The organism is Caballeronia sp. LZ016 (assembly GCF_031450805.1).
In the GTDB taxonomy this organism is placed as follows: domain Bacteria; phylum Pseudomonadota; class Gammaproteobacteria; order Burkholderiales; family Burkholderiaceae; genus Caballeronia.
In genome coordinates this window covers 456,964-480,361 of record NZ_JARTVY010000002.1, presented here as the reverse complement: position 1 = coordinate 480,361, position 23,398 = coordinate 456,964, and the positions used below count along the sequence as shown (strand labels likewise).

Sequence of the window (23,398 nt, the reverse complement as noted above, 5' to 3'; positions counted from 1 at the left end):
TGCCGGTGCAAGTCACGGCGCGCGGGAAGGCTTCGGCTCCAGCACGAGCGGGAACGTGACTTCGAACACGCTGCCATGCCCTTTCGACGACTGGAAGCGCAGCTCGCCGTCCAGCGTGCGCGACAGTTCCTTGACGATCGCAAGCCCTAGCCCCGCGCCGGGGATGTCGTCGGCGGCGGCGCGCTCGAATTCCTCGAACACGCGCTCCTGATCCGCTTCGCTGATGCCCACGCCGGTATCCGCGACGCGCAGACGCCAGCGATTATCCGGCGCGGCGCCGATCGTCAGCGCGATCTCGCCCGACGCCGTGTATTTGATGGCGTTCGACAGCAGGTTCAGCGCGACCTGCTTGACCTTCAGCCGGTTCGACACCACGCGGCCGAGGCTCGCGTCCAGATGCCCGATGAGCGCGAGCCCTTTGGCCTCGGCCGCGACGCGCGACGACTGCAACAGTTCGTCGTAGAGGCCGATCAGATCGAAGGACTCGACGGTGAGGATGGAGTCGTCGCCGAGCACCTTCGAGTATTCGACCATTTCGTCCACGAGCGTCGCCATGTCGCCGATCTGGCGATTCGCGAGCGCGAGCGCCGTGTCGCGCCGCGCGGGCGAGCGTCCGGCCAGTTGCAGCGCCGTCGAGAACACATTCAGGAAATTGCGCAAGTCGTGCGCGACGCGCCGCGTGATCTGCATGCGCGTCTCGTAGAGCTCGCTGATCAGCTTCTGCCGCAGCGTCAGTTCGTAATTCGCGTGCTCCAGCATGCCGGTGTAATCGTCGATCTTGCGATCGCGCTCGCTCACGGCTTCGCGAATCGACGTCAGCGTGACGAAGCTGATGACTTCGTCGGTCGTGAGGCGGGCGTGCTCTTCTTCGGCGCGCGACAGACCCTCGTGCGTCGCCGCATATTCGCCGATGGCCGACAGCAGCACCTGCCGGAATGCGTCGAGCTCGCGCACCAGTTCATCGATGCGATACCCCTGCTGCCAGCGCCACTGGCCGTGCCGCCGCGCGTCGGCTTCGAGCGTGCGTGCGCTGTCGACGGCGGTTCGCGATTCGAGCACGACGCAAATCTCTTCGAAGATGCTCGGCAAATGATCCGCAAGCTGGCGATACGTGAGCTGGTCCGCGTGTTCGACTTCGGAATCGCCGAACACGAGGTTCATCCATCGTTCGGTCAATTCCGTCTGCCGCTCACGCAGCGCGGTCACGAGACCGCTCATGCCGCCGGCTGGGGTGTCGCTCATGGGCGATTCTCCGATTGCTGTGCGCCGGAGACGGCGCGCATGACGCTGGTCTGACAGGCGACGTCACAGGTCGATTCGACCGCCTGCCGCTTGCAACACCACGGCAGTATAGGCCGGCGCCCGGCGCGCGGCGCATGTCCGAGTGTCCTGTTCGGGCATTCTTTTTCGAAGGCGGCGGCCCGGGCGGTATTATTTGCCCGATCACCCGCGAACGGCTGGAGCATTCGATGACGACACCTTCCGACTGGCAAGCGCAGCAGTACAGTCTTTTCGAAGCGGAACGCACGCGGCCGGTGCGCGATCTGTTGAACGGAGCGGAGGGCGCGCCCATCCGGACCGCCGTCGATCTGGGCTGCGGTCCCGGCAACTCGACCGAGACGCTCGTCGGTTTTGCGCCCGGGGCGAGCGTGATCGGCGTCGACAATTCGCAGGACATGATCGACGCGGCGCGCAAACGCATGCCCCACGTGGCGTTCGAACTGGCGGATATCGCCGCGTGGGACGGCGCGGGCCCATACGATCTGATTCTCGCCAATGCGTCGCTGCAGTGGGTGCGCGGCCACGACACGCTGCTGCCTCGCCTCGTCCACAAGCTCTCGCCCGGCGGACGCCTCGCGATCCAGATGCCCGACAACCTCGACGAGCCTGCTCACGCGCACATGCGCACAGTCGCGGCGCAAGCGCCGTGGCGGCAGCGGCTGCAAGGCGTGGAGCGCACGGCGCGCTTCTCCGCCGAGTGGTATTACCGGCTGCTGAAGCCTCATTGCGCGCGCGTCGATGTCTGGCGAACGACGTATCACCACGCGCTCGAAGGTGGCGTCGATGCTGTCGTCGAATGGTTCAAGGGCAGCGCGCTGCGGCCGTTTCTGGCGAAGCTCGACGCCCTAGAACAGGAGGATTTCCTGAACCGCTACCGCTGTGCGCTGGCCTCCGCCTATACGGTGCTGGACGACGGCTGCGTGCTGCTGCCGTTTCCGCGCCTTTTCCTCGTCGCGACGCGATGACGCGCCCGTTCACTGCGGCCGGCCGGTCTCGCGCAGCATCTGCACGAACTGCCGCGCCGCCGGCGAAAGCGCCCCGCCCTTTCGCGTGACGACGCCGTACGTCTGCGATTTCGACTTCATCCGCACCGGCAGCACGCGCAGCATGCCGTGAGTTTCGAATACGCGCGCGACGCTCGCGGGGAGAATCGACACGAGTTCGGGACTCTCCTGCAGCAACGTGACGGTGACGAACGGCGATGCGGTCGAAATGGGATTGGCGGGCATCGGCAGGCCGGCAAGATCGAGTTCGCGCTCGAGCAGCGCGCTCATCGGCAGATAGCTCGGATACGTCACCCAGCGATGATTCGCCAGCTCCGCGAAGCCGATCTCGCCGGCCCCCGGCTCCGCGTGAATCCGTCCGACGACGACGCAAAGCGGCTCATCGGTGAGCGGCTGATAGTGATACTTCGACGGCTGATCCGATACGCTCGCGCGCCCGATCACCAGATCGACGCGGCCATCGTCCAGCATCACGAGCATGTTGGCGCTCGTGTCCTCGATGATTTCGATTGCGAGGTCCGGATGCTTCGCGTGCATCCTGTTCACGATCGGCGCGACGACGCCCGACACCGCGCCCATGATCGTGCCGACCGACAGCCGCCCGCCGGTGCCCGCGCGAATCTGCGCCACTTCCTGGCAGAGCGCGTTCAGATCGGCGGCGAGCACGCGCGCGTAACGAATGACGCAGCGGCCGAACGGATTCGGGATCAGCCCGCTTTTCGCGCGCTCGAAGAGCGGCGCTTCCAGCATGGATTCGAGTTCCGCGAGCGCCTTGCTCGCGGCGGACTGGGTCATCGCCATCGCGCTCGACGCCTTGTGCAGCGACTTGTGCTCGTCGAGCGCGATCAGCAGTTGCAACTGCTTCATGCGCAGCCGGGACATGAGAACATCGAGCGAATTCTTGATCATGCGACGCTGCCGGGTGATTCCAAAAAGCGATCATGCGATGGAAAGGTTTCACTATACAGGCGCGTGCCTCGAGCCGTATAGTCGGCATAGCGCCACGCTCGTCAGTCATCATACGAGTGGGCGATCCATTTCACGAGAAGGACGAGACATCATGCAACTCACAGGCAATCTGCTCATCGGCCAGCAATCCGTTTTCGGCGCGAACGGTTCCATCAAGGCCGTCAACGCATCGACCGGCGCGGCCATCGAACCGGCTTTCGGCGGCGCGACGCTCGACGACCTCGACCGCGCGTGCGCGCTCGCCTGGTCCGCATTCGACGTGTATCGCGAAACCGCGCCGGAAGCACGCGCGAAGTTTCTGGAAGCCATCGCCCAGAACATCCTCGATATCGGCGACGACCTGATCGAGCGCTGCATGATCGAAAGCGGCCTGCCGCGCCCGCGTCTCGAAGGCGAGCGCGGCCGCACGGTCGGCCAGTTGCGCATGTTCGCCGATGTCGTCCGCAACGGCGATTACCTCGGCGTGCGTATCGACCCGCCGCAGCCCGAGCGCAAGCCGCTGCCGCGCGTCGACCTGCGCCTGCGTTACATCGGCCTCGGCCCGGTCGCCGTCTTCGGCGCAAGCAACTTCCCGCTGGCGTTCTCCGTCGCGGGCGGCGATACGGCATCGGCGCTGGCCGCGGGTTGCCCCGTCATCGTGAAGGCGCACTCGGCGCATCCGGGCACGGCGGAACTCGTCGGCCGCGCGGTGCAGAAGGCTGTCAAGGATTGCGGCATGCCTGAAGGCACGTTCTCGCTGCTGTTCGACAGCGGCCGCGACATCGGCCAGGGTCTCGTCAAGGACAACCGCATCAAGGCAGCCGGCTTCACCGGTTCGCGCGGCGGCGGCACGGCGCTGATGAAGCTCGCCGCAGCTCGCACCGAGCCGATCCCGGTCTACGCGGAAATGAGCAGCATCAACCCGGTCGTGCTGTTCCCGAACGCGCTGAAGAACCGTGGCGAAGCCATCGGCAAGGCGTTCGTGCAATCGCTCGTGCTCGGCGCGGGCCAGTTCTGCACGAACCCCGGCCTCGTGCTGGCCATCGACGGTCCCGACCTCGACAAGTTCATCGAGGCGGCATCGGCGGCGCTGAAGGAAACCACGGCTCAGACGATGCTCACGCCGGGCATCCACAAGACCTACGAAAGCGCGATCGAAAAGGCCGGCTCGCACGCCGACGTGACGATCGCCGCGCGCGGTCTCGAAGCCAAGAGCGGCCATCAGGGCCAGTCGGCGCTGTTCGTGACGACGGCGGATGCGTTCCGCAAGAACCTCGAACTGCAGGAAGAGATATTCGGCGCATCGTCGCTCGTCGTGCGCTGCCCGGATCTGGCGTCGATGCGCGAGCTGATCGAATCGCTCGAAGGCCAGCTGACGTCGGCGCTGCACATCGACGAAGCCGATTACGCCGATGCCCGCAGCTTCCTGCCGGCGCTCGAACGCCGCACCGGCCGCATTCTCGTGAACGGCTTCGGCACCGGCGTGGAAGTCGGTCACGCGATGGTTCACGGCGGCCCGTACCCGTCGACGGCGGACGGCCGTTCGACCTCGGTCGGCAGCCTGGCGATCGATCGCTTCCTGCGCCCGGTGAGCTATCAGGACCTGCCGGAAGCGCTGCTGCCCGACGCGCTCAAGATCGACAATCCGCTGGGGCTGAATCGCCGTATCGACGGCAAGCTGCAACTGGCGAGCTGATCGAAGCACGGTCTCGCGGGACGCCCCTTCGGGGGCGTTTTTCGTTTGCGGGCTTTTGAAATTTATTTCGCCGCCCTAACTAACCACGCGCTGCGCCACGTGGCGGCCGCGTTGGCATCAGTGGGGTAGCGAGCGGCCCGGGAGCCTTGTCGGTTATCGGCTAAAGAATGGCGTCTCAAAACCGCCGCCCCGCGCAAAATGTCGCAATCAGACAGACTGAAGCGTGGCGCTGCGCGCATCGCCCGAACCGCAGCGAATCTGCGAATGGGCCACCGTCGCCGCGATCCGGCGCTTTCGCATCGGGACCGGGGCTGCGCGGCGGGTCGAGAACGCGGCCGCGCTCGCATCCGGACGCCCGAACCTAGGTGCGAAACGCAATTGACGTCCGGAAATGGTTGAACCATATTCGGATTTCGCTTCCCCACAGCGAGTTTTCGCACGGGGAACAATACGAAGGATTGCTGCGGCAGCCCCCGCGTTACCCGCGCGAGGCGACGCCGAAGCCACGTTATCGAATATGTCCTTCGAGGGCTTTTAGCATGACCACGCGTTTGACGTTTCCCGCATCCATGTTTTCCGTCGTCTGCCAGCGCTGCGGCAGCACGATGCGCAAGAGCGCCGACAGTTGCCCCAACTGCGGCGCGGACCGCAGCGCGGCCTTCGGCCACAAACGGGGCGCGGGAGACGCACGGCCGCGCACGAGCATGTTCGAGCAGCAGGCTTCCACGCCGTTCGCTTCGGCATCGGCGTCGGCATCCGGTCCGATCGATACCGGCGACGACGAAGCGCCGAACTCCGCCTGGACCGGACGCTGGGACCCGAAGCGCGCGAGCGAGCGCATCGCGCAGCGGGCGGCGGAACACCGGGCGAAGCGCGCCGAGGAATCCGCGCGCAACGCCTACGCGGACCCGAGCAACGATCCCGACGGCCTGCCCGGCTCCGGCAGCCGGGATCGCAGGAAGACGATCATCGCGGGCGCATGCGCGCTGGCGCTCGCCGCCGGGGCGATCGTCGTCCTGCGGCAGGCATCGGACGAGCAGCCCGTACCGCAGACCGAATCGAGCGCGTCCGGCGCCATCGACCCGAAATTCGGCGCATTCGGCCGCGGCGCAACCGATGCGCCCGCCGAATCCGCGCTTCCCGGCACCCCGAAGCCGCAAGCCCCGACGGCGCAGGACAGCGCCCGCGTCATCGCACCGGACGATCCGCTGTACGCCACGCGCATGGCGCTGGATCGGCGCGATCTGACGCAGGCGCGCGCCCGCATCAAGGCGCTGCCCGCGCAGCAGCAGACGCGTCCCGAATTCGATGCGCTCAAGGACGAACTGGCGAACCGCGAACTGCAACGCGACGCCGCGCTGCAACTGGCCCGCGCATGCGAGCGGACTTCCGCCTGGGCGTGCGTGCAGCAGAATGCGGCGGAGGCGCTGGCGCTCGACGGTAGCAACGCCGAGTCGCAGGCGATGCTCGAGCGCGTCATCACCCATGCAGGCTGGCTCGCGGCGACGCCGCAGGGCGCGAAAGCAGGCGCGGCGAACGCCGTCGACAACACGCCGAACCCCGCCGCCGCGACGGGCGCGGTGGCGGTCGCGCCGGCGCCCGCTCCCGTTCCGTCGCAGGCTCCGGCAAACGTTGCAACGGCGGCGCCTTCGGCGCCTTCTTCCTCGCCCGCAACCGCTGCACCGCCCGCAGCCGTCGCCGCCGCGAAGCCCGCGCCGGAACGGCACACGACGCCACGCGCGGCCAACGCCACCGCCGCTGCGGCGGCCGCACGGCAGGCCGCACTCGACGAAGCCCGCGCGGAGACCGGCTACTTGTCGCGCGCGGAAAAGATCGCACGTGCGCAGGCGGCCACGAACGCAGTCGTCGCCGCGACCATCCTTCCGCCGACGCCCGCGTTCGCCTCGGCCCCCGCCGTGACGGCGACCGCGCCTGCGAAACCGGCGACGACATCGGCCACGACATCGGCCACGACGACCGTCGAAAGCACAAAGCCTGCGCAAGCCGCGCAGGGGAACGGCCTCTATGTCGCCCCGAGCGCGCAGAACGGCATGTACGTGGCGCCGAGCGCGCCGACCGACATGTACGTCGCGCCCGCCGCGCCGAACGGCATGTATGTCGCGCCGACGCCGCGTCCCACTCCGTCGCCCGCGCCCGTACAACACACGACGCCTGCTGGCGGGCAATCGTCAGCGGCGCCGGCGGCGGCCCAGGCCCTCGCGCAGCCCGCCGTATCGCACGCGCCGCCGCTCCTGGCGACATCGAACACCGCGCCGGCCGTGAGGCCCGTGGCGACCGTGCAGACCGCCGTCGCCACCGCCACGCTCGCGCCGACGACGCCGGTCGCCGGTCCGGGCGCGCGGGCGGCGAGCACGTCGGCTGCATCGACCGTGACGGCGCGTTTCGACGCCGACAAGAGCGACGACGTCGAACGCGCGATCAAGCAATACGGCTGGAGCAACACGGACGCCGCGCCCAAACCCGCGCGCTAAGCCAGCCCGCGCAACCCGCGCATGACCGCCTTTCGCGCGATGCAGCCGCATCGCGCGTGTTTCGAAGAACCCGTCCAACTCGACTCAAGGGTCAATCATGGTCTCGACCAGTTTCATGCGCAATGCCGCGCGGGGTGCGCTCGCGCTCTGCGCCGTCATCGGGCTCGCCGGCGCGGCGAATCCGAGTTTCGCCGATCCCGTGCCGTACAAGATCACGACGGGCCAGGAACGCGGCACGTACATCCAGATCGGCCAGGACTTGTCGAAGTACGTCGCCGAGCCGGCGGGCATCGATCTCGAAGTGCTGCCGTCGAAGGGATCGGCGGAAAACGTGCAGCGCATGCGATATGAGCCGGGCGTGAAATTCGCGCTGGTGCAGTCGGACGTGTATCAGGCGTATCTCGACATGGCGAGTTCCGGCAACGCGGATGCGGGCAAGATCATCCAGCCGCTGCGGCTCATCATGCCGCTGTACGACGAGGAGATTTACTTCGTCGTGCGCTCGGATTCGCCGCTCAAGACCATCAACGAGATCAAGGGCAAGAACATCAGCGTCGGGCCGATCGGCAGCGGCACGGCGCAATCGGCGGAAACGCTTTACCGGCTGATGTTCGGCGAGCCGATTCCCGAGGCGAACGAGCAGCACTACAACAACGAAGACGCGCTCGCCAAGCTGATCGTGCGCAAGATCGACGTCGCGGTGATCGTCGCGGGCCAGCCCGCGAAGCTCTTTCAGGACATGAACCCGGAACTGCTGCAGCAGATCAAGCTGCTGCGGCTCGATCCGTCCGCTCCGGAGACGGCAAAGGCGAAGCAGACGTACTTCCCCGCGACCATCCGGACGACGAGCTATCCGAACTGGATTCAGGAAGACACGCCGACGCTCACCGTGAAGGCATTCCTCGTCACCTACGACTACGGCCTGCGCGGCACGGTCGGCGCGCTGTCGAAGTTCGCCGATTCCCTCTGCACGAACTTCGACACGCTGCAGGCAAGCGGTCATCCGAAGTGGAAGCAGGTACGGCTGGAGTTGCCGCCGCTCACGCGCGGCTGGAAGTACTATCCGCCGATGGAAAAGCACCTGCGCCAGTGCATCGCGCGGCGCACGGCAGCCGCGAAAGCGCAGGGCTCGGCGCAGACGGTGTCCACGCGCGGCACGGAAGCCGGCGCGCCCAGGAAGAAATCGACGTGCACCAGCCAGGAGAAACTGCTCCTGCTCTGCGACGACCAGTGACGCCCGGTCATCCGCGAAGCGACGGCATGAGCGCGGCGAGACGCGTCATACCGCGCCCGATCGTCTCCGCGCTCGTGCCGCCGTATCCGAACAGCATGCCCTGCTCGCGGGCCACGCCCGCATAGAACGGGCGGATGCCGTACAGCCCGACCGACGCCTCCCGCGCCGCCGCGACGACGCGCGCCTCCTGCCACGGTTCGCGAAGGCGCGCGACGAGATGGATGCCGGCCATCGCGGGAAGCGGCTCGAAGCAGGGCGCGAGATCGCCCGTCAGCCTGTCGAGCAAGGCCGTGCGCCGCTGGGCGTACGCCTTGTGCATGCGGCGCAGATGCTTCGCGTATTCGCCGTCGAGCATGAACGCGCCGAGCGCCGCCTGCGTCAGCATGCAGCCGTGCCAGTCCGCGATCTGCTTTGCGTGCCAGAGCGGCTTGCGAAGCGTCGCGGGCGGCACGACATAGCCGATCCGCAAGTCGGGAAACAGCGTTTTCGAAAACGTGCCGACATACGCGACCAGTCCCGCCCGATCCAGACTCTTCAGCGATTCCACCGGCCGTCCTTCGAAACGGAACTCGCCGTCGTAATCGTCCTCGACGATCACCGCGCCGCGCCTGGCCGCCCATTCGAGCAGTTCGACGCGGCGATCGAGGGTCATCGGCATGCCGAGCGGAAATTGATGCGACGGCGTCACGTAGACGAGCCGTGCGTTGCGCGGCAGCCTGCTGACGACGATGCCCTCGCCGTCCACCGGCACATGCGCGATGCGTGCGCCCAGCGCCGCGAACAGCGCCCGCGCAGGCGGATAGCCGGGTTCTTCGACGGCGACGACGTCCCCCGGCTGGATGACCACGCGCGCGAGCAGATCGAGCGCCTGCTGCGCCCCTTGCGTCACGACGACATCCTGCCAGTTGCACGCCACCGCGCGGCTGAAGCCGAGATAGCGCGCGATGCCGAGCCGCAGTTCCTGCTCGCCCGCAGGATCGCGATACGACGCCACGCCGCCGCCCGCGCGCGCCTGTGTGCGCAGCGCCTGATTCAGACAGCGACGCCAGGCATCGAAGGGAAACAGCGTCTTGTCGGTGACGCCGCCTTTGAAGTCGCAGTCGAGCGACACGTCCGCGGGCGGCATCGGCATCGCCATGCGCTCGGGCATCGCGCGCCAGATCCCGGCGGCCCGGGCGCGCGCCGACGCCGGTTCGGGACGAGCGCCCGGCAGGCGCGCGAGGCCATCGGCGACGAACGTGCCGTCGCCCGCGCGCGTGCGCAGAAAGCCTTCCGCGATGAGGCGATCGAACACTTCGAGCGTCGTCTTTCGGGAGACGCCGAGCTGCGCGGCGAGATCGCGCGTGGACGGCAGACGCGCGTTCGCGGCGAGCCGCCCTTCGATGATGCCGGCGCGCAGCTGGCTATAAATCTGGCCGGTCAGGCCGCGCCGGCCGTGCAGGATGATGTGGATGTCCAACGCGGTGGCGACGCCGTCAGCGAAGCGGCGGCCATTCGGCGCGCGGCGTTTCCTGCAAGCGGCGGTCTCGATTGCCGTCGCAGGGAGCGACCGGGTCCGGCCGCTTCCGGGCATTCGGTGCGTCGACTCGTTCGTCGTTCATTCGTCGGCTCCAAAAATTGCACTGCAGAGCGATTCGCCCTCCCCAGTCAACCACGCCGAGCCCGCGCCTTGCTCGCTGACCCGCACTTCCGCCAGGCCCGCATCCGCGAGCGCCGTCAATTGCCGGCGCAGCGCGCTCATCGGCAAGGCGGATTGCTTCGCCAGTTTCGGCAGCGACCACGCGCGCGCGGGCGTTTCCTGCTTCGCACGCCATAGTTGCGCGAGAACGGCGACCAGCGCCGGATCGATGTCGTCGTTCATGTCCTTGCTCCCTTCGCGCGGGCGTCCAGTTCGCCGACGAGTTGCCCGAGCCGTTGCAGCGCCGCCTCGCGCTGCGGCGTCCACGGATAGCTGTAGTTGAGGCGAATGTAATGGGCGAACGCGTTGCGCGTCGAGAACATATATCCCGGGCCGACCGTGATGCGCTCGCTGAGCGCCGCGCGATACAGCAGCATCGAATCGACGCGCTCCGGCAGTTCCACCCACAGCACATAACCGCCCTGCGGCGCGGACGTGCGCGTGCCGGGCGGAAAGAAGCGCTCCACCATCGCAATCATGATGCGCGCCTGCTGCCGATACAGCTTGCGCACGCGGCGCAAGTGCCTGTCGAAGCCATCGTGACGCAGATAATCAGCAACGGCCACTTGCGGCACGGATGGCGTCGTCAGCGTATTGAGAAACTTGAGCTTCTCGACCTGCGCGCGAAAGCGCCCCGGCATCGCCCAGCCGATGCGATGCGACGCGGTCAGGCTCTTCGAAAACGACGCGCAGTGCAGCACGATGCCCTTCGTATCGTAGTTCTTGAGCGTCGAAGGCCGCGCATCGCCGAAATGCAGTTCCTGATAGACGTCGTTCTCGATGACGGGAATATCGTGCATCGAGAGCAGATCGACGAGCTGGCGCTTGCGCGCATCCGGCATCTGAAAGCCGAGCGGATTCTGAAAGTTCGGCATCACCATGCACGCCGCGATCTTGCCCTCGCCGACGATCTGCGCGAGCGCGTCGATGTCGATGCCATCGGCGGGGTGCGTCGGCACTTCGATCGCGCGCATGCCGAGACGCTCGATCGCGTGGAGCATCGCGTAGAACGTGGGCGATTCGACGGCGACCGTGTCGCCCGGTTTCGCGACAGCCTGCAGGCTCAGGTTGATCGCTTCGGTGGCGCCGACCGTGATGACAATCTCGCCCGGATCGACCGGCACGCCGTTTTCCGCATAACGCCGCGCAATCTGGCGGATCAGCTCGGGATTGCCGGGCGGCAGATCGTCGATCAGATTCCAGCTTGCATGACGCCGCGCGATGGCGTTCGCATATTGGTTGATGCGCCGCCACGGGAACGGCTCGGTATCGGGATACGGCGAGCCGAACGGCACGGCGTCGTGCGCGCGGATACTGCGCAGCGTCGACAGCACGAGTCGGCTCACGTCGACTTCCGAAGCGACCGCGACCGCGATCGCGCCCGCGCCCGCCTCGCCGTCCCGCTTGCGCCCTGCCGCGCGATGGTCCGGCTTCGCCCGCACGAAGTAGCCCGATTGCGGCCGCGTCTCGAGAATGCCCCGGCTTTCCAGCAACGCGTACGCATGCAGCACGGTCTTGATGCTCACGCCGTGCTGCTGGCTTGCCTGCCGCACCGACGCGATGCGCTCGCCCGGCGTGAATACGCCGCGCCGCACGGCGGCTTCGATTTCGTCGGCGAGTCGTTCGTAGAGTTTCACGGGCGCGGTTTTATCGGCTGGATCAAGCGGAAGTCTAGGGCAAATCGCCGCAACTGTACTCCTTCCATTTCATGTTTTCTGTGCGCCGCGTTCGTTTCGGGACACAGTACGCTGTGGGTCATCGTCTCAGCAAGCCGTCCGACACCGTCATGAAGAAGCCCGAACCGCGCATCGAACCGTATCATCACCCCGCCGCCGGATGGGGCGCGCTCAAGCAGGTCGCCATCAACCTCGTGAAGGAAAAGGTGTCGGGCGGCAACTACCGCACGCTCTTCAGGCAGAACCAGCCTGATGGCTTCGATTGCCCCGGCTGCGCGTGGCCGGATCGCGAGCATGCATCGACATTCGAGTTCTGCGAGAACGGCGTGAAAGCGGTCGCCGCCGAAGCCACGGCCAAGCGCGTGACGCCGGCATTCTTCGCGAAACACACGGTGTCGTCACTGATGGCGCAGTCGGACTACGAACTGGAGCAGCACGGCCGCCTGACCGATCCGCTCGTCTACGACGCGACACGCGACCGGTATGTGCCGATCCCGTGGGATGCGGCGTTCGAACTGATCGAATCGCACCTGAAGAAGCTGGACGATCCGAACCGCGCCGCGTTCTATACGTCGGGGCGCGCCAGCAACGAGGCCGCGTTCCTGTATCAGTTGTTCGTGCGGATGGTCGGCACGAACAACTTCCCCGACTGCTCGAACATGTGCCACGAAGCGACGAGCCGCGGCCTGCCGCACACGGTCGGCATCGGCAAGGGCACCGTCACGCTCGACGACTTCGAGCACGCCGACACGCTGCTGCTCTTCGGACAGAATCCGGCGACGAACCACCCGCGCATGCTCGGCGAGTTGCGCGAGTGCGCGAAGCGCGGCGCGACGATCGTTTCGATCAATCCGCTCAAGGAGCGCGGGCTAGAACGCTTCGCCAGCCCGCAGCACACGCTCGACATGCTGAACCCCAAGGGCGTGAAGATCAGTTCGGTGTTCATCCGTCCCAAAGTCGGCGGCGATTTCGCGCTGATCAAGGGCGTCGCGAAACGCGTGATCGAACTGGACGACGCGGCGCGCGTCGCGGGCGGCGAGCGTGTGATCGATGTCGATTTCGTCGCGCAGCATACGGTCAGCTTCGACGCCTTCGCCGCCGATCTGCGCGCGGAAAGCTGGGAGACGGTCATCGCCGAATCGGGCGTGCCGATGGACGAGATCCTCCGCCTCGCCGATATCTACGCGAACGGCCGCGCCGTGATTGCGACGTGGGGCATGGGCCTCACGCAGCACAAGAACTCGGTGCCGACCGTCCAGTTGCTTTCGAACCTGATGATGATGCGCGGGAACATCGGCCGGCGCGGCGCGGGCCTGTGCCCGGTGCGCGGGCATTCGAACGTGCAGGGGGATCGCACGGTCGGCATCGAGGAAAAGCCGACCCAGGCGTTCCTCGACCGCCTCGCCGCCGCCTACGATTTCGAGCCGCCGCGCGAGCACGGCTACGACGTCGTGGAAACCATTCATGCGATGCTCGAAGGCCGCGTGAAGGTGTTCATCGGCCTGGGGGGAAATTTCTCGATTGCGACGCCCGACACGCCGCGCACGTGGCAGGCCATGCGCTCGTGCGATCTCACCGTGCACATCACGACGAAGCTCAATCGCAGCCACCTCGTCCACGGACGCGACGCGCTCATTCTGCCGACGCTCGGCCGCACCGAAATCGATATGCAGAGCGGCGTGCCGCAAGGCGTGAGCGTCGAGGATTCGATGAGCATGGTGCACATCTCCTACGGCATGAACAAGCCGGCGTCACCTAACCTGCTGAGCGAAGTGGCCATCGTCGCGCGCATGGCGCACGCGACGCTCGGCAGCGCGAAGGTCGACTGGCTCGCGCATGCGAACGACTACGCGCTGATACGCGACGGCATCGAAAAAGTAATCGACGGATTCGAGCGGTACAACGAGCGCCTGAAGACGCCGGGCGGCTTCCATCTGGGCGTCGCCGCGCGCGACCGCGTGTGGAAGACGCCGAGCGGCAAGGCGCGGTTCATCGTGCATGCGATCGCGGTGGATACGCCGATTCACCGCGCCCGTGCGCTGCACGGCGAGCGGCTTCTGACGCTGATGACGACGCGCTCGCACGATCAGTACAACACGACGATCTATGGGCTCGACGACCGCTACCGGGGCGTGTACGGCCAGCGCCGCGTGCTGTTCGCCAACCGTGAGGATATCGACATGCTGGGCTTCGAGCCGGGCGAGCTCGTCGATATCACGAGCGTGTGGGACGACGGCGTGGAGCGCCGCGTGGACGGCTTTACGCTCGTCGAGTATGACATTCCGCGCGGCTGCCTTGGCGCGTACTATCCGGAGACGAATCCGCTGGTGCCGCTCGCATCCGTTGCGGATGGCGCCGGTACGCCGACATCGAAGTCCATTCCTGTGTTGTTGCGTTCCGCCAGTCGATGAATTGCCGCCTGAGGTTACATTGCTGCGTGGCGTTGCCGAGCGCATGCTGACGCGCCCGCGACCGCGCACCGAGGCGACGTTCGAGCGCGGCCGTTCCGCAGAACAGGCGGTCGATGGTTGCCCCGAGCGCCGCGAGGATGCTGACGCACGCAATCCAGCCGAACGCGATGTCGTCGAGCGCGCAACTCACGTAGGCGCCGCCGGCCATTGCCGCGAGGAACACCAGCATGACGAGCCCGAACGGCGGCGATTCCCCGTGCTCCGTGCGGCGGCCGAGGCTGCTGGCGGCGAATGCATTGTGTTGACCCAGACCGTGGACGTCTGCCGTTCCGTTCATTTTTCTTCTCCAAACCGCTGAAAGTTTGTGTCCGCACAACATACGCAGAAGGAGACGAGAGCGGAATCAGAGTTGTCCGAACAATAGAGTCGCCGTTCACCGATTGCTTTTCGGGCAAAAGCCGGTTATTTGCGGCGCTTTACTTGGCGCCTGCAAACTCCTGAACTTCGGCATCGGCGACGCCGGCGAGCGGGACCGCGCCCGACGGCCCCATCGCGCGGGGTTGCAGGAGCAGCGCGACCAGCCCCGTCCATCCCGTCTGATGCGACGCCCCCACACCGCGGCCGTTGTCCCCGTGAAAATACTCGTGGAAGAGCACGAGATCGCGGGAGTGCGGATCGGCTTGCAGCAACGGATACGCCGCCATCACGGGCCGCTCGCCGTTCTTGTCGAGCAGGAAAAGCGTGGTCACGCGGCGCGCGAGTTCATCGGCGATTTCGGCGAGCGAGAATTTCTGTCCCGATCCGGTCGGATACTCGACGCGGAAATCGTCGCCGTAATAGCGATGAAATTCCAGTATCGACTCGATCAGCAGATAGTTGACCGGCATCCACACCGGCCCGCGCCAGTTCGAATTGCCGCCGAATACGCGCGATGTCGACTCACCGGGCTGATACTGCACGCTGAAGCTCTCGCTGTTGTGATAGAAGACGAACGGCTCGTCGAGATGCACCCGCGAGAGCGCGCGCACGCCGTGATCGGAGAGGAATTCGGTCTCGTCGAGCATGCGCTTCAGAAGCGCTTTCATGCGATGTCCGCGCAACAGCGACAGCAGCACGCTATTGCCCTGCCCCGCGACGTTCCAGCGCGACACGAGCCGCGACAAGTCCGGCCGATGCTCCAGAAACCAGTGCAGCCGGTCGCGCAGGCCCGGCAGCGCGCGATGCACGCTCGGCTCGAGCACGTGCACCGCGAACAGCGGAATCAGGCCGACGATCGAGCGCACGCGCATCGGCACGCTGGAGCCATCGGGCAGGCGCAGCTTGTCGTAGAAGAATTCGTCCTCGCTGTCCCAGAGGCCGGTGTCGCAACCGTCTTCGCAACTCACCGCTTCCGCGATGTACAGGAAGTGCTCGAAGAACTTCACCGCGATATCGACGAATACCTTGTTCGCATACGCCAGTTCCAGCGCGATTCGCATCAGGTCGAGCGCGTAGGCGGCCATCCACGCGGTGCCGTCGGCCTGATCGATGTGACCGCCCGTCGGCAGCGGCGACGAGCGATCGAAGATGCCGACGTTATCGAGGCCGAGAAAGCCGCCCTGGAAGATGTTGCGGTCGTCGGCGTCCTTGCGGTTGACCCACCATGAGAAGTTGAGCAGCAGCTTGTGGAACACGAGCTCCAGGAAGTCGCGGTCGCCCACGCCCGTGATCGCGCGGTCGATCTCGTACACGCGCCACGTCGCCCAGGCATGAACGGGGGGATTGGCATCGCCGAAAGCCCATTCGTAGGCGGGCAACTGGCCGTTCGGATGCTGATAGCGGTCCTTCACGAGCAGCAGCAACTGGCGCTTGGCGAACTCGGGATCGATCAGCGCGAAAGCCGCCGCATGGAACGCGAGGTCCCACGACGCGTACCACGGATACTCCCATTTGTCCGGCATCGATACGATGTCCGCGTTGCACAGATGCCGCCAGTCGAAGTTGCGCCCGAAGCGCCGCTGCTTCGGCGGTTTGGGCTGAAGCGGGTCGCCGTCGAGCCAGCGCGTGACATCGAACTGGTAGTACTGCTTGGACCACAGCATGCCCGCGAGCGCCTGCCGCTGCACGAGCCGCTGATCGGCATCGGCGATATCGTGCTGCAGCGCGCCGTAAAATTCGTCGGCTTCCGCGATGCGCCGCGCGATGAGCGCATCGGCATCGAGCGGCGTGACGTCGGGCGCGGATTCGGGACGCCAGCGCAAATAGACCGTCGCTTTCGCATGCGCTTCGAGCTGCAGATGAAACCGCGCGGCAGCGCGCGTGCCGGTGTCGCGGCGAATCGCGTCTGCATCGCCATGCACGAGGTAGTCGTTGAAGCCGTCCTTGAACGGCCCTGCGCCCTCCATGTGAAACAGGCGCTTCACGTTGGTTTCGTTCTCGCAGAAGATCCATTCGACGCCTGGCGCATGCGGCGACCATGCGGTGACGACCATCGGCTCGTGGCCCAGATGCCGCGCGGCGACATACGTCGCGCCTTGCACCGTTTCGAGCGTGAGCGAGGGCTTGGTCGGAGTCGGCTTCCACGACCACGTATTGCGCGCCCAGATTTGCGGCAGCACGTCGATGGCGGCGGCCTCGTCCGCGCGATTCTCGACGGTCACGCGCATCACGATATCGTCCTCCGTGTGCTTCGCGTACTCCACCTGCACGTCGAAGTAGCGTCCGTCGTCGAAGGCGCCGGTGTCGAGAACTTCGTACTCGGGCATGTCCGCGCCGCGCCGCGCGTTCTCATCGACGAGATCGGCATACGGAAACGCCGCGTGCGGATACTTGTACAGCATGCGCATGTAGGAATGCGTCGGCGTGCCGTCGAGATAGAAGTACAGCTCCTTCACGTCCTCGCCGTGATTGCCTTCCTGATTCGTGAGGCCGAAAAGGCGTTCCTTGAGGATCGGATCGCGCCCGTTCCAGAGCGCGAGAGAGATGCACCAGTTGAGCTTGTCGTCGCCGAAGCCGGCGATGCCGTCCTCGCCCCAGCGATACGCGCGGCTTCTCGCATGATCGTGCGGGAAGTATTCCCACGCGGTGCCGAACTCGCTGTAGTCCTCGCGCACGGTGCCCCACTGGCGTTCGCTCAGATACGGCCCCCAGCGCTGCCAGCGCGGGCAATCGCCGGCATGCAGCCGCGAGCCTTCGACGGTATGGATCTGATTGACGGTGCGCGGCTTCGGCATGGGATTTCCTCGGTGCGGCGGGTGTGATCTTCAGAGACGCCAAATTTAACGCGATTCCACGATCGCCCGCACAAACGATGCATCACGCGCCGTCGATCAGCTTCCCGATGCGCAGCAGCTCCGCGAGCGACCACGCCTGAAACGGCGTGCCGCCGGGCGTATGCGGCGCTTCGCCGTCCGCCACTTCGCTGACATGACCGATGCCGTACTGATCGAGATGCGCATGAAGCGGCGCAAGAAAGCGCTCGCGCACGCCCGCCGCGCCGTGCACGCGCAGCCATGCCTCGACGAACGGGCCCATGAGCCAGGGCCATACGGTGCCCTGGTGATACGCGCCATCGCGATCCATCAGGCCGCCCGCATAACGCGACCGGTACGCGGGGTCCGATGGCGCGAGCGTGCGCAGCCCGAGCGGCGTCAGGAGATGCGCTTCGACTTGTGCGATTACTGCGCGCGCGATCTCCCCGTCGACAATGGCATGCGGCAGGCCGCCGACCGCGAAAATCTGATTCGGACGGATCGAGCGATCCAGCTTGCCCGGCTCGTGATCGGCATCGACGACATCGTAGAGGGCGTGTGTCGCAGGGTCCACGAAGCGCGTCTGGAACGCTTGCCGCGCGCGATCGCGCATTGGCTGCCAGCGCGCGTTCCATGCCGATGCAATCGACAGCGCATTGATCCACAGCGCCTGCACTTCGACCGGCTTGCCGATGCGCGGTGTCACGACGCAGTCGCCCGCTTTCGCGTCCATCCAGGTGAGCTGCACGCCGGGGACGCCAGCGCGCAACAGGCCGTCGCCGTCCGCGACGATGTCGAAGCGCGTGCCGCGCGTATAGCCTTCGAGAATCGCATCGACGGTGTGTTGCAGGCGGGCCGTGGTCGCGGCGGGGGCGTGGCCGGTGGCGAGATAGTCATGCACCGCGATCGCGAACCACAGCGACGCATCGACCGAGTTGTATTCGGGCAGGCCGCCGCTGTCCGGAAAGCGGTTCGGCAGCATGCCTTCCGACAGCGTGTCGGTCCATTCGAGCAAGATCGATTCGGCATCCTCATGACGTCCCGAAGCGAGCAGCAGGCCGCGCATCGAAATGAACGTATCGCGGCCCCAGTCGGTGAACCAAGGGAAGCCCGCGATGATCGTGCGTCCGTGCTTGCGCGCGACGACGTAGGCATCCGCCGAGCGCGCGAGCCGCGAGCCGAACGCGGCGCGGCGCTCGCGCTCACGCGCGTCGAGCCGCGATGCAAGCGCGAGGGCATCGCGTTCGCGCGGCGGATCGTCGCCGGTATCGGCGTGCAGGATCAGTACCGCTTCGCCGCTAGCAAGATCGAAGTGAAAGACGCCGGGCGTCGCGAGGTCTTCGATGTCATCCAGCCCGCGCTCGCGTTCGCGCACATACTGGAAGTTGCGATACCAGTCCGGCGCATGTTCGTAGACACCGTTGCTCGTCGCGCCGATGGCCGGCAGCGCGCCGTAGGGCCGCCAGTGCACGCGCTCGCCGTCGACGCTCGCATCGAAGTCGAACGACGCGTTCTCGCGATGCAGCGCGTGATAATCCCGGCCGGAGATCAGCGGGCGCACGTGCAGGGCCGCCTGCGTCGGCGCGCCTTCGAGACGCCAGCGCAGCACGGTCTCGCCGCTCTCCTTCGCGACGAACGCCTCCGCGACGGCCACCACGTTTTCGCCGATGCGATAACGCCACGTCGGCCACGGCGATATATCGAAGGCATCGAGTTGCGCCGATGCGTCCGGGTACAGCACGTCGGGCGCGTAACGCTGCATCGTCAGCGGAACGCGTGCGCCGTCGACATCGAGCCAGGCCTCCACGCCGTTGACCAGCACGACGCGGCCTGCGGGCGGTTGCGTCGCGGTGAGCAGCAGCGCGTGATAACGACGTGTGCGCGTCGTGCCCACTGTCCCCGACGCGAAGCCGCCATGCGCATCGGCCTCGAGCCATTCGTCTTCGAAACGCGCCGGATCGATGGTCATGCCGCCGCCTCCTTGCGATAGTCGGCGAGCGCGCGGCGGGCCTTGCGTCGGATGGCCTGCTGCATGCGCGGCGTCCAGCCGAAGCACCATCCGGCAGGCCCCAGCGCCTGACGGCTCCAGCGCCACAGATCGAAGGCATCGGTCTGTTCGAAGATGAGCCCGTCGCGGATCGTGAAGCGCGTGCGGATGTGGTTGACGACCGGCCGCCCCGTCGCCGAGTAGGTATAGCGCACGACGGCATTCGCGCTCGCGGTCTGCCCGATCGACTCGATGCCGTCGACGGTCAGCGCGAAGTCACGCGCCCGGTGCAGCAGCATCCGCCACATGTCGCCCGCTTCGCGCCCGAACAGCACGCCGAAGGCGGGGTCCTCGAAGCGGACGTCGGGCGCGTAGCAGGCGGCCATCGCGTCGGCGTCGACGTTTCCGAAGGCGCGGTAGAAGCGCTCGATCAGTTCGATGTTCGTATTCGGCATGGCAGATCGCAGACGGGTTGCGCGGCGCGCACGAAGTCGCATTCTCGCGCGGCTGCGGCGTGTCTGCATGACCGCCACTGCCCCGAAAGCGCGCTAATGGCGATAACCAACAGCAAACGATTCCCGCGCACTCCACTTCAATAATCACCCTTACTCTTTTCGAATAAGAAATTTCTTATATTTTCCCGAGATTGCTTTCAATCAAGGAATAACCAATCGCCCGCATCCGACGGCGCATATTTTTTTGAACGCATATCCGAAAGATAGCCGTTTAAATATAATCCACTGGCCGTGCTAGTCGAGGGGTCGACGAAGAGCGTGCCCAGCGTGGCTCTGGCACGGTCGCCAATCCCGAACCGCTGCAGCACCGAAGTCGAGCACGATGAGAATAAAGCCCAGAACGAGTATGCCATCGCAGGCATCCGCGGATTACTTCCTTACAGATTGCCGAATCGGAATCATAATCCGCGTTATTCAGTCCGTATCGCCCGATCATTTTATATATGTGCTTAGAACCGAGGGCGGATCGCATTATTGCGCGCAATTGGATTATCGGGAATACCCGGATCGTAATTCCGCTTTGTTGATGGCATTCGAATCCGGACTTTCCGTCACGATGACCGGCGACACGAGCCACAAAATCACCGATATTTCCGCCGCACTGCCCGGCGCGCCCCGGCTTCCATCAATCGGCGCGACCTGGCGTCTGCTCGAGGACGTCAGGACGGGGACCATCGTTCAGGTCGAAGACGCCGATACGCTCGCGACCATGGCGTACATCGTCCGCAGCGGGGACGGCACGTATCACTGCGCGCAGATCCGCCCATGCGAGGACGGCTACCGCAACGCGTTGCTGATGGCGGCGTTCCGGGCGAGTCTGCCGGTCACCGTGGCAGGCGACGCCGACTATTACCTTACGGCGCTGTCGGTCGGGTCGAAGGCGTTCGGGCCGCATCTCAGCGCCGCGCCCGCCTTCATCTCGAGCACGCCGCGCTCGGGCGTCATCGACGAAATCATGGACAAGGAAGTGTCCGACACGCTGATCGTGATGGTCAAGACGCCGGACGGCACGCGGTACCACGCGCAGATCGACCGGCAGGAGCATGCGAACAGGAACAACCTGCTGTTGCTCGCACTCCGGACGGGCCTGCCGGTCACGGTCAACGGGAATCAGGACCATTACGTCACCGGCATCGCGGTCGGTGCGTTGTCGGCGCCCGCCGCGCCGTCGCTGGTGCTCTTCGGGGCGAAGCTGACGGACACGCGCAGCGGGATGCTCGTGCGGATCATCGATTCCGATTCGCTGGAGGACATCCGCTATGTCCTGCGCACCGCCGACGGCGCTCACTACTGCGCGAAGATGAACACGGTGGATCATCCGAGCCGGCACGGAATGCTGATATCCGCGCTCGCGAGAAGCCTGCCGGTCAGCATCTCCGCCGACGACGATTCGGCGATCACCGGCGTCGCGGTCGGCCTGCCTCGCGCGGGCAGCCCGACGTTTCGCTGCGGCACGACGCGCTTCGCGACCCGCGAAACCGGCAACATCGTCCGCATGATCGACTCCGACCTGCTGGGCGCGGGCGCGGTCTACGTGCTTCAGACGCCCGATGGCAACGAATGGTGCGTGCCGCCGCTCGCGCACACCGAGCCGGCGCGCGGCGAACTTCTCACCGCGGCGCTGATGGCGGGCCTGAACGTTACGATCAACGGCAGCGCTCACACGTCGCCGCATGGCGCGGGAAGCGTGATCGTCGAGCGGCAGTAATCAGGCGGCAAGCAACGCCACGGCGTGGATGAGCACGCCTACCGCGCCGCCCACGAGCGTGCCGTTCACGCGGATGAATTGCAGGTCGCGCCCGATGTTGAGTTCGACATCGCGTACGAGCGTCGCGTCGTCCCATTGCTTGACGGTCGCGGCAATGTGCTTCGCGATGCCTTCGCGCAGCTCGGGCGCGAGCGCCTTCAACGCATCGCGCATGTGTTCGTTGATGGACTCGCGAAGCAGGGGATCGCCGCCCAGCGACTGGGCGAAGCCCGACGCGACCTGCACCACTTTCGCGTGCAGCGCGGAGTCGGGGCGTTGCAGGTCGGCGCCCAGCCAAGTCGTGAATTCGTTCCACAGTCCGTCGACATAACCGCGCAACTCCGGCCGATCCAGCCACTCGCGCTTGTGCAGGTCGATGCGCGCCTTGAACGCGGGGTCGGACTTCAGGCGCTCGACGAAGCGCTCCACGGCGGCGTCGAACGCTTTGCGGCGCTCGTGCTCGGGGTCGCTCGTGACGTCGTGCAGCCATTGGTTCGCGCCGCGCACGAGGCCCGCCGCGAACTTGTTGCCGAGGTCGGCGGCGTCCAGCCCGACGAACCCGAGCATGCCGATGAGCTTCGGATACTCCTCACCCGCCACCGCGACGATGCGCGTCGCCAGCATCTCCTGCACTTCGGGCTTGTCGAGCCACGCGGCCATCTGCTTCAGGCCCTCGTCCAGCAGCAACTGATGACGGCGGTCCGCGGTCAGCGTGGACAGCAGGTTGCCCGCCGCGGCGGACAGATCGAACGCTTCGGCGCGGCGGCGGATGGCTTCGTGAAGCATCGACTTGACGCGCTCGTCGTCGACGAAAGACAGCAACTGGCCGACCGCCGTGACCGCTTTCCTGCCGAGCAGCTCGGCGTTCCTCGGCTCCGCGAGCCATGCCGAGAGACGGCTCGCCGGGTCGAAGGCGTTCACGCGGGCGACGAGCGCATCGGTGCCGAGGAAGCGGTCGCGCACGAAGACGGCGAGGTTGTCGGCGACGCGCGCCTTGTTCGCGGGCAAAATCGCCGTGTGCGGGACCGGCACGCCGAGCGGATGGCGGAACAGCGCCACGACGGCGAACCAGTCCGCGAGCGCGCCGACCATCGCGGCTTCCGCGAACGCCGATACCCACGCCCACGCGCCCGCGTCGTGCTGGCTCTTGGCGAGCGCGAACAACCCGCCCGCCGCGACCAGCAAGCCGGCGGCGAACCACTTCATTCGTTTCAGGGCCAGGGCTTTATCCTGCGTGTCCATCGAGTCGTCATCATGGGTGGTGGAAAGGCCGCCAGCATATCAATGCCGCTGCCGTAGCGCCAACAGGGCGCGCATGGCGCGGGCGGCTTCATCGGCGGGAGCGAAAGTGTGACCGCGATGCGCCGCCGCGATCACCTTGCTATCGATGCCCGCATCGCCGGGAGCGCGCGAACGCGGCGGTCAGCCCAACAGCGTCCGGCCCTCAATACTTGGCCGGCGTGAGCCAAGCCCGCGCAAGACAGCGGCGCAATGCCTTC

17 protein-coding genes are annotated in these 23,398 nt (G+C 66.3%); 7 read left to right on the top strand and 10 right to left on the bottom strand.

What is annotated here, in order from left to right; all coding sequences use genetic code 11:
- Positions 1–12: 12 nt before the first annotated feature.
- Positions 13–1,242 carry a sensor histidine kinase gene (locus tag P9220_RS15605; protein WP_309765903.1) on the bottom strand — a complete coding sequence of 410 codons (1,230 nt, stop codon included), beginning with the start codon at positions 1,240–1,242 and terminating at the stop codon, positions 13–15.
- Positions 1,243–1,469: 227 nt separating this feature from the next.
- Here P9220_RS15605 and tam point away from each other — a divergent pair, with 227 nt between their 5' ends.
- On the top strand, positions 1,470–2,246 hold the full coding sequence (gene tam / locus P9220_RS15600) for a trans-aconitate 2-methyltransferase (RefSeq protein WP_309765902.1): 777 nt from the start codon (positions 1,470–1,472) through the stop codon (positions 2,244–2,246).
- Between the two features lie 9 nt (positions 2,247–2,255).
- Here tam and P9220_RS15595 read toward each other — a convergent pair whose 3' ends face one another.
- Positions 2,256–3,191: a LysR family transcriptional regulator gene (locus tag P9220_RS15595; protein WP_309766773.1), complete on the bottom strand. Its 936-nt coding sequence runs from the start codon at positions 3,189–3,191 to the stop codon at positions 2,256–2,258.
- A 154-nt stretch (positions 3,192–3,345) separates the two neighbouring features.
- Here P9220_RS15595 and P9220_RS15590 point away from each other — a divergent pair, with 154 nt between their 5' ends.
- The 3 genes from P9220_RS15590 (at position 3,346) to P9220_RS15580 (ending at position 8,655) form a co-directional block, all read left to right on the top strand.
- Positions 3,346–4,929, top strand: coding sequence for an aldehyde dehydrogenase (NADP(+)) (locus P9220_RS15590; RefSeq protein WP_309765901.1), 1,584 nt, complete (start codon positions 3,346–3,348; stop codon positions 4,927–4,929).
- Between the two features lie 539 nt (positions 4,930–5,468).
- On the top strand, positions 5,469–7,421 hold the full coding sequence (locus P9220_RS15585) for a zinc ribbon domain-containing protein (RefSeq protein ID WP_309765900.1): 1,953 nt from the start codon (positions 5,469–5,471) through the stop codon (positions 7,419–7,421).
- A gap of 97 nt (positions 7,422–7,518) precedes the next feature.
- A complete protein-coding gene (locus tag P9220_RS15580; protein WP_404980258.1) occupies positions 7,519–8,655 on the top strand; it encodes a TAXI family TRAP transporter solute-binding subunit in 1,137 nt (378 codons plus the stop codon).
- Between the two features lie 7 nt (positions 8,656–8,662).
- On the opposite strand, the gene P9220_RS15575 is transcribed toward P9220_RS15580, so the two are convergent.
- The 3 genes from P9220_RS15575 to P9220_RS15565 all read right to left on the bottom strand — a co-directional run bounded on the left by P9220_RS15575 (position 8,663) and on the right by P9220_RS15565 (position 11,970).
- Positions 8,663–10,114, bottom strand: a complete 1,452-nt coding sequence (locus tag P9220_RS15575) for a PLP-dependent aminotransferase family protein (RefSeq protein ID WP_309765899.1) — start codon at positions 10,112–10,114, stop codon at positions 8,663–8,665.
- Between the two features lie 138 nt (positions 10,115–10,252).
- Entirely contained in the window at positions 10,253–10,516 is a 264-nt protein-coding gene (locus P9220_RS15570) for an ArsR family transcriptional regulator (RefSeq protein WP_309765898.1), read from the bottom strand.
- Complete coding sequence (locus tag P9220_RS15565) at positions 10,513–11,970, bottom strand: PLP-dependent aminotransferase family protein (RefSeq protein ID WP_309765897.1); 1,458 nt, start codon at positions 11,968–11,970, stop codon at positions 10,513–10,515. Before P9220_RS15565 ends, P9220_RS15570 begins: the two co-directional genes overlap by 4 nt.
- 149 nt (positions 11,971–12,119) lie before the next feature.
- Between P9220_RS15565 and P9220_RS15560 the strand changes: the two genes are divergently transcribed.
- Together P9220_RS15560 and P9220_RS15555 are read left to right on the top strand one after the other, a co-directional pair.
- Positions 12,120–14,420, top strand: coding sequence for an FdhF/YdeP family oxidoreductase (locus P9220_RS15560; protein WP_309765896.1), 2,301 nt, complete (start codon positions 12,120–12,122; stop codon positions 14,418–14,420).
- 43 nt (positions 14,421–14,463) lie between these two features.
- Entirely contained in the window at positions 14,464–14,778 is a 315-nt protein-coding gene (locus P9220_RS15555; protein WP_309765895.1) for a hypothetical protein, read from the top strand.
- A gap of 118 nt (positions 14,779–14,896) precedes the next feature.
- Here the strand turns inward: P9220_RS15555 and P9220_RS15550 are convergent, their stop codons facing one another.
- From P9220_RS15550 to P9220_RS15535, 4 genes are all read right to left on the bottom strand, one after another.
- On the bottom strand, positions 14,897–17,632 hold the full coding sequence (locus P9220_RS15550) for an MGH1-like glycoside hydrolase domain-containing protein (RefSeq protein WP_309765894.1): 2,736 nt from the start codon (positions 17,630–17,632) through the stop codon (positions 14,897–14,899).
- Between the two features lie 82 nt (positions 17,633–17,714).
- Entirely contained in the window at positions 17,715–19,619 is a 1,905-nt protein-coding gene (locus P9220_RS15545) for an amylo-alpha-1,6-glucosidase (protein WP_309765893.1), read from the bottom strand.
- The gene (locus tag P9220_RS15540; protein WP_309765892.1) at positions 19,616–20,092 is read right to left on the bottom strand and encodes a nuclear transport factor 2 family protein; all 477 of its coding nucleotides are present in this window, start codon (positions 20,090–20,092) and stop codon (positions 19,616–19,618) included. Before P9220_RS15540 ends, P9220_RS15545 begins: the two co-directional genes overlap by 4 nt.
- Before the next feature lie 197 nt (positions 20,093–20,289).
- Positions 20,290–20,505, bottom strand: a complete 216-nt coding sequence (locus P9220_RS15535) for a hypothetical protein (RefSeq protein WP_309765891.1) — start codon at positions 20,503–20,505, stop codon at positions 20,290–20,292.
- A 173-nt stretch (positions 20,506–20,678) separates the two neighbouring features.
- Between P9220_RS15535 and P9220_RS15530 the strand changes: the two genes are divergently transcribed.
- Positions 20,679–21,860 carry a hypothetical protein gene (locus P9220_RS15530; protein ID WP_309765890.1) on the top strand — a complete coding sequence of 394 codons (1,182 nt, stop codon included), beginning with the start codon at positions 20,679–20,681 and terminating at the stop codon, positions 21,858–21,860.
- On the opposite strand, the gene P9220_RS15525 is transcribed toward P9220_RS15530, so the two are convergent.
- Entirely contained in the window at positions 21,861–23,105 is a 1,245-nt protein-coding gene (locus P9220_RS15525; RefSeq protein WP_309765889.1) for a DUF445 domain-containing protein, read from the bottom strand.
- Positions 23,106–23,398: the final 293 nt, after the last annotated feature.

Bases quoted from the DNA above. Each gene is read 5' to 3' on its own strand.
- P9220_RS15605 (WP_309765903.1), bottom strand. From the start codon at position 1,242: ATGAGCGACACCCCAGCCGGCGGCATGAGCGGTCTCGTGACCGCGCTG.
- tam (WP_309765902.1), top strand. From the start codon at position 1,470: ATGACGACACCTTCCGACTGGCAAGCGCAGCAGTACAGTCTTTTCGAA.
- P9220_RS15590 (WP_309765901.1), top strand. From the start codon at position 3,346: ATGCAACTCACAGGCAATCTGCTCATCGGCCAGCAATCCGTTTTCGGC.
- P9220_RS15585 (WP_309765900.1), top strand. From the start codon at position 5,469: ATGACCACGCGTTTGACGTTTCCCGCATCCATGTTTTCCGTCGTCTGC.
- P9220_RS15580 (WP_404980258.1), top strand. From the start codon at position 7,519: ATGGTCTCGACCAGTTTCATGCGCAATGCCGCGCGGGGTGCGCTCGCG.
- P9220_RS15570 (WP_309765898.1), bottom strand. From the start codon at position 10,516: ATGAACGACGACATCGATCCGGCGCTGGTCGCCGTTCTCGCGCAACTA.
- P9220_RS15560 (WP_309765896.1), top strand. From the start codon at position 12,120: ATGAAGAAGCCCGAACCGCGCATCGAACCGTATCATCACCCCGCCGCC.
- P9220_RS15555 (WP_309765895.1), top strand. From the start codon at position 14,464: ATGCTGACGCGCCCGCGACCGCGCACCGAGGCGACGTTCGAGCGCGGC.
- P9220_RS15550 (WP_309765894.1), bottom strand. From the start codon at position 17,632: ATGCCGAAGCCGCGCACCGTCAATCAGATCCATACCGTCGAAGGCTCG.
- P9220_RS15545 (WP_309765893.1), bottom strand. From the start codon at position 19,619: ATGACCATCGATCCGGCGCGTTTCGAAGACGAATGGCTCGAGGCCGAT.
- P9220_RS15540 (WP_309765892.1), bottom strand. From the start codon at position 20,092: ATGCCGAATACGAACATCGAACTGATCGAGCGCTTCTACCGCGCCTTC.
- P9220_RS15535 (WP_309765891.1), bottom strand. From the start codon at position 20,505: ATGGCATACTCGTTCTGGGCTTTATTCTCATCGTGCTCGACTTCGGTG.
- P9220_RS15530 (WP_309765890.1), top strand. From the start codon at position 20,679: ATGGCATTCGAATCCGGACTTTCCGTCACGATGACCGGCGACACGAGC.
- P9220_RS15525 (WP_309765889.1), bottom strand. From the start codon at position 23,105: ATGAAGTGGTTCGCCGCCGGCTTGCTGGTCGCGGCGGGCGGGTTGTTC.